Below are 12,298 nucleotides of genomic sequence, written 5' to 3'. Positions count from 1 at the left end.
TGCTATTAAAAGCGCTCCCCTCTTTTCAGAAGGTTTTGAGCATAAAACATGGCTTTATTAAATTGCAGGATTTTAAAGGGTAGATTAAGAAAACGTAAAGGTGTTTTTTTAAAATCCTTCAAAAGGTACAAAAAGAGATAACGTTTTTTATATTCCTTCACTTGTTCAGGCTTAAAATGCTTTAAAATCCCATAAAGAATGGTAGGGCTTGGTACCGGTCTAATTTTACCTACTGGCTTATCTAACTCCCATGGCTGTCTTTTTCGTTTTTTCCCTAAAACTGAAGATTGCATTCCCCAAAATCTATATCCTCCTGAAGGTGGTTTAAGATGTAAGTTAACCGAATAAGGATTAAACATTAATAGCATACCATTTTTTATAAGCCGGAAACCAAAGTCAGCATCTTCTCCGTAACCGCCATCAAAATTAATATCATTTCCTTTAATTTCTTCTACCCATTCCCTCTTCACGCAAGAATTCGCATTATTAAAGGTTTGAGCAGCCCCTGCCTTATAGCGTTCTCTCCCCTTTCCTTTTAAAATTCTACGCAAATCATCTAAATCCTGACGATAATCTGAGGCTTGAATATCCAATCCAGTACAACCCTCAACCTTATAAGTTTGGAGAAACCTAAGATGATTCTCAACAAAATCCGAGAGGACTCGTGTATCATCATCTGCAAAAATTATATAATCTGATCTACACAGTTCAATCGCCTCATTCCTGGCTTTACAACTTCCTTTAGATTTTTGCCATTTGATTATCAATTCAAAAGGATAATCAGATTTTTTATACAAACTTATGTCCCTCTCTTCTTTTGGTGTAGCATCAACAACAATAACTCGTTTGGGTAAATAAGTTTGATGTTTATAATCTTCCAGCAATTGCAACGTATAATCCTGGCGAAACATTGTAGGAATAATTACATCTACAGTTGGCTTACCAATTAAGTTAGTAAGCGGTCTTGAATGAAAACTGACAGAATTATGCTTTTTGAATTCTTTCCCTCTTGATTTATTATAGGACCTAAATTCTCTTATTGGAGCAGTTACAGATTCTCTCAGATACATATACCAACTATGTCGTTTTTTAAAATTTTTTAGAAAAAATAAATAACGATCTTCTGCAGAAATAATCGGGTCATTATTTTCGCTTGAAAAAAGTCCATCAACAAAGAGCGGAACGGCACCGCCAAACCTTAACATCCTATAACCAAGGTCTAGGGCAGCGGTAGATACTGAAAAATATTCTTCACTAAATCCATTAAAAAATTCCCAACTTTTTTTTCTAACCACAAAACTATGTGGGTTAATCCTCCAGTTCACAGAATAATTCAGGTTAGGCAAATCGTTTAAATAAAACCAAAACACAGCTGTTTGATAAACCAGTTCAGGAAAAATATCTTGATAACCTTGTGTCAGCGAACTGTGCCATAGATCACCAGGCCCGGAAACCAGATCTTCCAGAAGATTAAAATCAGGTTCTCCTGTATAGAGTAAATACTCTCCATCTTTCGTTTGATATTGCTTTAGTTCCATTTTATCAAACATTTATATTTTTCCATTTTCAACGATCTTCTTATAAAAGGCTAAATTTCTTTTAACCACTACCTCAGTTGAAAATTTCTTTTTCACTCTATCTCTAGCTGCCTTACCCATTTCAGCCGCCTCACAAGGATTATCTAACAAGTAAAGGATTTTTTCTGCATAAGCTTTATGATCTTTAGGATTTTCAGTAAATCCAGTTACCCCGTTAAGCATTACTTCTTTTGCCCAACCAATGTTTGAGGTAACCAGTGGCTTTTCCATTGCCATGGCTTCCAGCCAGGTCATGGGTAAAGCCTCTGCAAAACTGGGCAGAGCGATTACAGCTGCCCTGGAGATATGTTCTTTTATCTCTGAATAACTTACTTCGGGAAAATATTTAACCTGGTTTGCAGCTTCAACACTTAATCTTTCTTGAAACAATTCCAGGGTAGATTTGTCTTCAAAAATATCTACCACATCTTTACCGATAAGAAATAATTCTGCTTCCGAATTTCCATAAATTACTTCATTAAAAATTTCGGCAAGTTCCAGCACCCCCTTTTTCCTTATAAGGGTCCCAAAATACAAAACCCTATTTTTAATCTCTACTTGTTCAGCTCCTGAGAACTTATTTACCTCAATACTATTTGGAATAACTTCTATATCCTCTTTTAACTTAAATATTTCCCTGCTTTTCTCTGCAGTAAAACGACTTACCGAAACAAGAGCATTTGCCGATTTTAATGCTGAATTTTCAAAAAAGCGATTTTTAAATTTCTGTTTCCTACTTTCCAGGGCACAGAAATAAGCATCAGATCCATTCATTCGAATAATCAACGAACATGGAAATTTCATAAAGGCAGTGATCCCTGTCCAGTCTGGCGCTTCTATAAGATCAATTTTATTTTTAATTATCGCAGTATTAAGATAGGCTTGCAAATATTTTCTATAAAGGTACCATCCAAAAAACTTATATTTTCGCTGTTCTATAAAATGAAATTCAATATCGTTCTCTTTAAACCTGCGTGGTGTTTTTTGCCCATAGACAAATACACTTACTCGTATATTTTCGGCTACAAGAGAAGATGCAAGATTTTTAATACTTGTTCCGAGTCCGCCCGATGATGTAGATTTAGGGTGTGGGTATTCAGGGGTAAGAAATCCTATGTGCATGGCAACAATTTTATATGTTCTTCTACCATTCTTTCCAGAGAAAATTGCTCTTTAACCAACAAGTTTACTTTCTTATCAATTCTATATTGCTTTTGCAAAACCTTGTCTATAATAGAAGATAAGGTTTGTATATGGCCAGCTTTAAAAATAAATCCGTTTTTTCCTTCTTTGATTACCTCAGGATTCCCCCCTACTGGAGTGGTAATTACCGGTACATTTGCCGCGAGAGCTTCCAATATTGATAGGCTAAAACATTCCATATAGGTAGGCTGCAATAAAAAAGAATATTCTTGCAACAGATTAGGCAATTCAGAAGAACTTCCTTTAAAAGTGATTTTATTTTCCAGATGATATAACTTCACTTTACGTTCTAACTCCATTTGCATTGGGCCTTCCCCGTATATATCAATATGGAGTAAGACTTTATTCTCTTCAGCCAGCAAATTCACAGCCTCAATGAGATCCTGAATCCCTTTTGATTCTCTCAAATGAGAAGCCACGACCATCTTCCCAAAATTTTCGTTCGCTTTTTCTTCATATAAAGAAGCTTTTATTCCGTTATAAACGAGTGCCGTCTTCCTTTTTATATGACTGCCATAATCTTCTAGAATGCAATTAATGGTATATTTTGATACTCCCACAAAACAATCAATATACTTAGCGTATAAAAGCCCCTTTAGCCTATTTCTCAGCTTCTTTTTAATAGGAAAACCATTAATGGGTCTTGGATTATGATCTACGGCGATTATATAAGCTTCCTGTTTATTTTTGAGCTTCTGAAAAAATGGTGTGCATAAGGCGACGAAATGAGTAACTACAATATCATATCGCTTTGAATTCTTTGAATGTTCAAGAAACTGATTTTCTGCAGAAATTCCTTCAGAAGCAAAAACCTTTAATTTTTTATAAAAAGAATGAACCTGGCTGTTACTAAAAAACCAATCTACTTCATAACCTTTTTCTTTACAAGCCTGGTTGTAGGCCATAAAGAAGCGATCCATTCCACCTATCCTTTCCGACTTTAGTTCGTAGTTACAAATTACTGCTATATGTTTTGAAATTTTCAAGCTGTGGAAAGTTGTTTTAGTGAAGCGGCAATCCCTGCACTAGTTCCCTTAAGAGGTTTACCAATTTGCAATCGCAACAAAGATTTACGTTCCGGGGAATGCAAGCCTGGTTTTTCTAAATATGTATTTATCCCTGCTATTAATTCCTTTTTATTTTCAGCTATTATAACCGCACCGCTTTCAACCACTTTTTTATAGTGGGCATATTTTAAAAAGCGCTGATCGTTATAAAGTCCGTTATTTTCACTACCAAAAACGGGATTTATCACCGGTTTATCAAAAACCATAAAATCTAGGCTCATCGTAGAACACATATTAATACCGAGATCTGAAAATTCTAAAATCATCCTAAGGTCTTTAAGATCTTTGGTTGAGGGAATTCGTTGCGACCAGGTTTCAGAATGATTACTTCTGCTTTGGGTCCAGGCGGGATAATTCCACTTTATAAAAGGATATTTTTCTCTTAAATAAGTAAATCTTTCAGGTTCCTCTGCCGGGGAGGTTCTTACAAGAAAATTAAGATTTTCCTCAATTTCATTTTTTATTAAAGCCTCGGCTATGGTTTCAATATATAACGGATCGTTTGCACTGGTAGAGACATCTCCACAACTAAAGCAAATAGTCTTCAATTCAGAATCCAGGTCAAACCGATTATGGAATTCATTTTTAGTACTACTGTACTCTGGCATCACATAAGGTTCAAACTGTGGAGTTCCCACAACTTGAACCTGTTTATCTGAAATTCTACCGTAAAACTGAAGTAGTTCATCTTTCATCAACCCACTCCATACCAAATAATGATTAAAATTTCCCGCCATTCTTCCTTTAGAAGCAAGATTGTCCCAACTGAAAATAAAGCTGCAGGTTTTTATTTCTTCTTTTTCCGCCGCGTATAAAAGTGGAGCGATATAAGGAGGTCTTTGATGAGTAAAAAAAAGAAGACCAGGTTTATACTTACTTAGAAGTTTTCTATAATTTTTAGTTGAAGGATGATTTGCAAAACTTTTTTGTTGAAGCCTGTAGAACCTCTCTATTGATTCTTCAGAATTAAAACGCTCGCTAAGCTTATAGGCGAATCTAACAAGTTTACCCCTTCTTGAATTTGATTCAGTATAATTTGCCCTTAGATTATCCTGAAACCCAAAATTATTCCCAGCATTTTTCTTAAGATGCGCTAGCTCCTTGGTTTTTCTAAAAAACCAGTTAAAACCTGATTCACGATAATCTTCCAGATGCACCAACACACAACCGGAAAGATCAAATTCGTTGAAAACTGAGCTGGGAAGCGCAGAAAAAATAATTATTTGCTGAAAATTCGACTTTATTTCTTCTAAAAAACCGCTTAAAAAAAAGTTCCGAAAACCAACCCCGTCAGTAATCACCAAGCCTAAAGTGTTATCGGAATCCATTTTTTTAGTCATTTTCTTGAATAAGCATTTACACTAATATTAGGCTAAATTCGTGTTCAAATATAATTAGAAATTAACTACAAGCCTAAGCGATTAGTTTATTGATGAAGCAAAAAACTTGCATTCACCCATTGCCAGATGTGAAAACTACTATGCCGCTCTCCTTCTTTATATTTTAGCCATTCCTTCTGCAATTCATCAAGATCAAACCAATCAGCATATTGGCTTTCCGCTATTCTGTTTAGTTGTGCTTCTACCCAAACACTTAATTCGTCACCAAGCCATTCTCGTTGAGGTGTTTGCAAGGGACGTTTTGGTGCATAAGAAATCCCTAAAGGTACCAGTTCTTTTACGAGTTCACGTAACAGGTATTTATTTATACCCCCTTTAATCTTAAAATTTTCAGATTGAGCAAAGGCAAATTCTACTAATCGGTAATCAAGAAATGGCTCCCTGAGTTCGGTACTGGCAGCCATAGATATTCTATCATTGAATCTTAGGGCTCTTGGAATTTTTGTATAGAAGATGTCTCTATATTGTAGGTTTTGGAGTTGATTATCAAAAGGCTTAGGATAATTTGGTTTTTCGGCAAATTTCAATAATTCTTTACTAAAACAATTTATTTTAAAAGGAGAGAAATTCTTTTTTTGCCCCTGAATAGTATCAGAAGGACCTCCACCACGGTAATAATCGTATCCAGCCCATTGCTCATCCATCCCCTGACCATCCAGAAGTACCAACACATTATCCTGTCTTGACTGCCGGAATATTTTTGAATAAGCAATCGTAGGAAATCCCCCAAATGGTTCATCCTGTATAGTGCTTATGGTTCTCGATAATTCTTTAACTTCATTAACATCAAGTCGAATTTTTGATAAAGGATTTCCTGTTTGCGATATCATTTTTTTTACCCAGGGTAACTCATCATATCGTTCATCATCTGAATAGAATGTATACGCACTAATCTTTTCTTTCTCCTGATATTGATTCACAAGAGCTAGTAAAAGGGAACTATCTAATCCTCCACTTATATTAAAACCAACTTCTACATCGGCTCTAAACCTTAACGAAATGCTGTCCTTTAAGAGGCTAAGATATTTCGCTTTGGCTTCTTCAATATTATTATAAACTTTAACTTTCTGAACATTCTCAACGAAGTCATACCATTGTTGAATTTTCAGCTCACCATTCTTAAAGCTTAGAAAATGCCCCGCCGGTAATTGGAAAATATGCTGATAAAAAGTTTCACTGGGAAGACCATATGATCCATACGCGAAGTAATTTGCCCATACTTTTAAGGATGGTTCATTGTTTCTGAGGATTCCGTTTATACTCTTGATCTCACTAGCGTAGAAAAATTCTTCCGCATTTTTGGAATAATAAAATGGCTTAACTCCAAACCTGTCACGGGCAGCAAATAAAGATTTTTCTTTTGTATCCCATATCGCAAAAGAAAACATCCCATTCAGTTTATTCAGAAAATCTTGCCCAAATTTAATATAGGCAGCCATTAGAACTTCCGTATCAGACTCAGTTTTAAATTCGTAGAATGGTTTTAATTCTTCACGCAGTTCAAGGTAATTATAAATTTCACCATTAAAACTTAATTGGTATCTACCTGAATTATCAGAAAATGGCTGATTTGAAGCATCGTTTAAGTCTATAATTGAAAGCCTGTTATGTCCAAGATAAGCAAAGCCAATATCATGAACTTTCCCCGTGTTATCCGGTCCACGATGCTTTTGTAATTCAAGCATTTGCTCCAGATCCCGTTGACGATCAAATGGAGATATAATTCCAGCTATGCCGCACATTAAGACCTGCTTTTTAGTATACTTTCCGCTTTCATCCAGTCGGCTTCGGTATCAAGATTCACATAATCAGTATCTGAATTTTCAATAAATCCAATATTCTCTCCGTAAAGCGAATTTTCTTTGAGTATAATATCTGTTTTGACTAAATATATAGCCCCATCTCTATGAAATGCCTTCGGCAATTCCTGCCGGCGTGAAATAATATTCTCCTCCCCCGTAGCGATTTGCAGTGCTCCATTCTGCTCTTCAAACACCCAATGCGGATTGAATTCGTGAGGAACCTCCCGAACGCTTATAAGAGAATCATGATTTCCTGACTCAAATTCTTTGATAGCTTCATCTATTAAGCCTTTTTTTCTAAAAGGAGTTGTTGGCTGAAGGAGGCAAACAGCATCATAATCCTCATTGGCATTTTCAAAATATGACAAAGCGTGCTTTACAACATCAAGAGAGGGAGTATTATCTTCGGCAAGTTGAGAAGGCCTGGTAAAAGGCACCTCTATCCCATGCTGTTTTCCAGTATTTATAATCTTTTGAGAATCCGAACTTAAGATGCATCGAGTAAGCAGTTTTGAATCTAAAGCTGCCTCGATAGTATATCCTAAAAGTGGTTTTCCTGCCAGAACCTTTATATTCTTACCAGGAATTCCCTTGCTTCCGCCCCTGGCAGGTATAATTCCAAGAATCTTCATTAGTAATTTATTGTTTTACTAAAGCTGAGTTCTGAGCTTGCCAAAATCTCTGCTATTTTCTTTCCGGCTTCTCCGTTGCCATAAATCTGAGAGCCAGGGAATTTATTATAGTTAATAATCTCTTTCAGCGCATCATAAATTTCATCCCTTTGAGGCGAAACATCTCTTACGTTCTTCCCTCGTAACCTTCGGTTTTGTCTATTTCCAATATTTACTACCGGTAATCCCAGGTAGGAACATTCTCTTATCCCTGCACTTGAATTTCCAATTAAGGCACTTGAATGCTTTAGGAGTCTCAGAAAATCCAATGGTTCCATATTTTTAAAAAAATGAATGCTTTTTGGCTTAACCATTTCCCTGAAAGTTCTAATTCCATTAGAGGTGCCATCGGAACCGGCATCAACATTTGGCCAAAACCAAAAAACAGGATAGTTTAATTTATTAATAGCTTCAAGGGTCTCAGTAATATGCTCTCGGGATTTTTGATACTCGGTAGTTACCGGATGCTGCATTACCACGGCGTAGCCATCTTTCCAATTGAGTTCTTCTCCTACACCGCCGTATTTTTCAATTGGATCAAAATTCAGTGTCTGTTCAGCACAAATCTCTTTCACTAAATCTATGGAAGGACAACCAGTATTAATAACTTTTTCCGGGTTCTCACCCAATTTGATTACCCTGGCCCTGGCATCATCACTTGAAACTAAATGCAGATCAGCTAGTTTGGTATTAGCATGTCTTACTTTCTCGTCTATACTGCCGGTAACTTCGCCGCCCTGGATATGAACCAGGGGAATATTCTGATAAGCGGCAGCAATGGAAGTAGCAATGGTCTCAAACCTATCGGCTATAGTCACCACCGCATCAGGCTGAAGATTATAGAATACATTTGTTAGCTCCATCACACCTATCCCGGTAGTTTTCGCCATTGTTGTAGGATTTTCCCCCTCAAGGACCATAAAGACTTTGGCACTTGCTTTAAAACCGTCTTTTTCAATAAAATCTGCAGCATTCCCATATCTATCTAATAATGCAGAACCTGCTAAAACAAGCTGAAGTTCCAAAGATGGATGTGCGTTAATTGCAGTAAGTGCAGACTTTATTCGACTATAAGATGGACGGGCGGTAACTACTACACAAATTTTTCGTTTTGGCATTTTAGTTCTCAGTTAGTTTTGCTAAAGTAGGAAATTTGTTTATGAACGTCATTGGAAGTGATGTATCTCAGAAACCCTCCATGCGAAGACGTCATTGCGAGCGAAGCGAAGCAATCCGTTGCAGTTTAGTCACGATCGTGTTAGGAGACAACTTACAGCAGATTGCCACGTCCACCAGCGGTGGACTCGCAATGACGGTTCGCATAATAAAATATTTTATTTCAAATCCTCCTCTTGTAAAAAATCCCACTGCTTTAAGTCCTGTTTAATCTTCTTACCAATCACCTTCTCAAATTCGGAAGCAGGAATTCCAAAACCTTTAGGTTTTTTTGCTTCCAGATTATCAAATTGGATAACCTGGCCATCTTTTATATCTTTATTTACCGCCAAAGACTTTTCAAAAATATTTTTTAAAGCAGTGAATTTTGAATTATCAGTTTTATCCACAGGATTATTTCTTGCCTTTTCAATATTTCTTACAGCATTTACTAAAGTAGTGATTTCCTCTATTTCCAGAGAAGAAGTCGCATCGGGACCAAAACTCTTTCTGGAGAAAACAGCATGAAATTCTAAAATCTCTGCACCCAAAGCAGCAGCTGCAATACAGGTTTCTACTTTCGCAGAATGATCTGAATAGCCTATAGATACATTATACCTTTCCTTCAATTCCGCTATAACATTCAACCCGTATTCCTCAGGTTTTGTTGGATATGCAGTGGTGCATTGTAAAATAGAATAAGCGACTTTTTTTTCTTTTAAGAACTTTACAGTATCATCCAGCTCATTAAAGGAGCTCATTCCAGAAGATAGAATTACTGGTTTTCCCGTATCGGCAATTTTTTGAAGCAATAAAAAATTATTTACTTCCCCAGAACCTATTTTATATTGGTTTACACCTAATCTCTCTAAAAGATCCACCGCCTCATTACTGAAAGGTGATGCTAGAAATTCCACCTTATTTTTATCACATTCATTTTTTAAAAGTCTCCAGTCTTCTTCTGTGAAACTCATCCGCTTCCAGTAATCGAACCTTGTTTTATCCTGCTGAGAAAACTTAACCCGAAACGGTTCAAATTCACTACTTTCTGCTTCTGCTATATGAACCTGAAATTTAACGGCATCTACCCCCGTTTCAGCGAGTGCTCTGATATAACTTAATGCTATACCCAGACTGCCTTCATGCGCCTGACCAATTTCTGCAATAATTTTCATAATTAAAATTTAATTTTTTCCATTTCCAATATAATTTCCTATTGGCTTCCAATAAATTTTAGCAGGTGGTAAATCTATCCATTTTTTTAACTGATTTTTTGAAAGGGAGTTTCTTGAGAACTTTATAAGTTTATAATTTTCAAATATAGACCATAAGGCCCTTAATGTTAAGTTGAAAATTTTCCACGATTTATATTGTACAGCTTTTTTTAGCTGCATTATAAGTGAATAAAATATTTTTTTAACCATAAATAATTTTGGAAAGAAAATTAAATAATTAAACCAATCTGCTCTCAGAGCCAACATTTGCCTAACGTAATAATCTTTATTATTTACTCGAGCTTTATTATCAACTCGATGATGTACTAAAACTGATGGTAAATAATGTACTTCCCAATCTTTTTGGACTAACTGAAATGATGCAAATGCCTCCTCACCATAAAATTTATACCAACTGGGATAGTTGGGAATATCATTCCACGCTTTCATATTCCAAACATGGCCACATCCGACGAAACTTTTAACAATGGATGAATTTTCATTTGATTGAATCGATGTAGGTACGGTCAAACCCCAAAAAATTCTAAAACTGATTACTGCACAACGATTGTTATATTGAAAATGCTCCTTAATTTTACCTAAAGGATCAATACTTAAGAAATTCGAATCATCATCAAGTGAAATGGCAAAAGTTGAATTTACTTTGCTCAATAAAAAGTTTCGAGAATAAATTAATCCCCTGTTATTGTCATTTCTATATACCTCAATATTTTGATAATTAATTTTTAACCAGTCATAGGTCCCATCGGTGGAAGCATCATCACAAATCAAAATATTAGTTTCACTTAAAATAATATCGGATAGTGAACTCAGAGTAATTTTTAATTCTTGCAATCTATTATAAGTAGTAATTAAAATACTAAAATCTTTCATTATAGTATTATTTTATTCAGCTTATCCCTTAAATAAGCTGAAGACATATAATAAGATAAGTGTTCATATTCTTTATTTTGTACACTATAATTTTTCCAAATTGAGTAAAGGCTACTTATTAAACTCTCTATTTGTTGAACATCATCTATTTCTGCCCACCATTTATAATCTTGACCTAACAATCTTCTTACTTCACTTTTTGCGGGACCTAATATCATTATAGGATTTCCTGATTTTATGCAATGAGGAAATTTTCCGGGCAAGAATGGGCTAAGTTTCGCTTTAGATTCTAAAATTATATTTACGCTAGCAGATTTCTGCATGGTAAGTACGGTTGAGTAGTTTACAACTCCATTACTAATGTATAATTCTAATATATTAGATGTTAATATATCTAATTCTTTTTTATGATAAGAAGAACTCCCAATCAACAACAAACGAGCATCTTTTTCAGCTTCAGGATTTTTTTTAAGAAATTTTAAAAATCCATTGATCAAAGCAAAAGGTGGTCTTTGCTTCATCAAATTACCGGCATGCAATAAATTGAATTTTGAAGGATCGAAATAATCTGGTAACATTGATAATTCATAAGTTTTCTTTAATTGATGTGGAATAATTACACCTTTATTTTTGAACATGCTATAATAACTTTCCATCCATTGTTGCAAATACAAACTTGGATATGCAGCCCATCTACACTTTGCAGCTAAGTCTTTAAAAAAATCTATTTTTTTAAGATATCCAGGCTCATCCCAATTATAGGGTTCTGGATATAAATGAAACGGATAAGGATCGTGAATATAAGCCATCCATTTGGAATGGAATTTTGGCAATTTTAAGATGGCATAATGAGGTCTAAAACTAGCTCCTTTACTTAAAGTTAGAATCAGATTATAGTCCTGAACATTCTCCATTTTCAAAGCTTTACCAATACTTCTAGTATCGTTAAAGAAGGTAAAAGAAAACCCAAAAATAGGCTCCAAACGCTTGGCTAAATTAAGATTTGAGTTATGTTGGATCTTCCTTTGTAACCTACTCAAAAAATAATTAGATCCATATTTAATCTCTTTTATGTTTATACATTCTATAGCATTAAGTTGAATTTCTTTTCTACTGTAATGATATACTTTTAGTTCATACCCGGCTTCCTTTAAATTCTCAATAAGAGCTACATTAGCTTTAGATCCACTGCTATCTTCTACATTAATAGATTCTGCAATAATTAATATTTTCTTATTGGTTTGAGGGATCAAGGATTCTACTTTTGGTTAAAGATAGGTATTTGGATATATTTTTATTTGAGAATATAATAACT

The 12,298-nt window shown here is 35.1% G+C and carries 10 protein-coding genes; all 10 read right to left on the bottom strand.

The window, feature by feature from the left end; translation table 11 throughout:
- Nucleotides 1–5: 5 nt before the first annotated feature.
- The 10 genes from AO058_RS08010 to AO058_RS07965 all read right to left on the bottom strand — a co-directional run bounded on the left by AO058_RS08010 (nt 6) and on the right by AO058_RS07965 (nt 12,236).
- Nucleotides 6–1,550 (bottom strand): glycosyltransferase family 2 protein, encoded by a 1,545-nt coding sequence (locus tag AO058_RS08010; protein ID WP_232228907.1) that lies wholly within the window; start codon nt 1,548–1,550, stop codon nt 6–8.
- On the bottom strand, nt 1,551–2,699 hold the full coding sequence (locus AO058_RS08005; RefSeq protein ID WP_075325964.1) for a glycosyltransferase family 4 protein: 1,149 nt from the start codon (nt 2,697–2,699) through the stop codon (nt 1,551–1,553).
- Nucleotides 2,690–3,766, bottom strand: coding sequence for a glycosyltransferase family 4 protein (locus AO058_RS08000; protein ID WP_232228906.1), 1,077 nt, complete (start codon nt 3,764–3,766; stop codon nt 2,690–2,692). The genes AO058_RS08005 and AO058_RS08000 overlap by 10 nt, the downstream gene beginning before the upstream one ends.
- Nucleotides 3,763–5,175 (bottom strand): hypothetical protein, encoded by a 1,413-nt coding sequence (locus AO058_RS07995; RefSeq protein ID WP_075327922.1) that lies wholly within the window; start codon nt 5,173–5,175, stop codon nt 3,763–3,765. Before AO058_RS07995 ends, AO058_RS08000 begins: the two co-directional genes overlap by 4 nt.
- 98 nt (nt 5,176–5,273) lie before the next feature.
- Nucleotides 5,274–6,989, bottom strand: coding sequence for an asparagine synthase (glutamine-hydrolyzing) (asnB, locus tag AO058_RS07990; protein WP_075325962.1), 1,716 nt, complete (start codon nt 6,987–6,989; stop codon nt 5,274–5,276).
- Nucleotides 6,989–7,681, bottom strand: coding sequence for an acylneuraminate cytidylyltransferase family protein (locus AO058_RS07985; protein WP_075325961.1), 693 nt, complete (start codon nt 7,679–7,681; stop codon nt 6,989–6,991). Before AO058_RS07985 ends, asnB begins: the two co-directional genes overlap by 1 nt.
- Nucleotides 7,681–8,838 carry a UDP-N-acetylglucosamine 2-epimerase gene (gene neuC / locus AO058_RS07980; RefSeq protein ID WP_075325960.1) on the bottom strand — a complete coding sequence of 386 codons (1,158 nt, stop codon included), beginning with the start codon at nt 8,836–8,838 and terminating at the stop codon, nt 7,681–7,683. Before neuC ends, AO058_RS07985 begins: the two co-directional genes overlap by 1 nt.
- A gap of 216 nt (nt 8,839–9,054) precedes the next feature.
- Nucleotides 9,055–10,050, bottom strand: a complete 996-nt coding sequence (locus AO058_RS07975; protein ID WP_075325959.1) for an N-acetylneuraminate synthase family protein — start codon at nt 10,048–10,050, stop codon at nt 9,055–9,057.
- Nucleotides 10,051–10,059: 9 nt separating this feature from the next.
- Complete coding sequence (locus tag AO058_RS07970) at nt 10,060–10,983, bottom strand: glycosyltransferase family 2 protein (protein ID WP_075325958.1); 924 nt, start codon at nt 10,981–10,983, stop codon at nt 10,060–10,062.
- Nucleotides 10,983–12,236: a UDP-glycosyltransferase gene (locus tag AO058_RS07965; RefSeq protein WP_232228905.1), complete on the bottom strand. Its 1,254-nt coding sequence runs from the start codon at nt 12,234–12,236 to the stop codon at nt 10,983–10,985. Before AO058_RS07965 ends, AO058_RS07970 begins: the two co-directional genes overlap by 1 nt.
- Nucleotides 12,237–12,298 lie beyond the last annotated feature (62 nt).

This window comes from Salegentibacter sp. T436, assembly GCF_001932675.1.
In the GTDB taxonomy this organism is placed as follows: Bacteria; Bacteroidota; Bacteroidia; order Flavobacteriales; family Flavobacteriaceae; genus Salegentibacter; species Salegentibacter agarivorans.
This window is presented reverse-complemented; position numbering and strand designations above follow the sequence as displayed.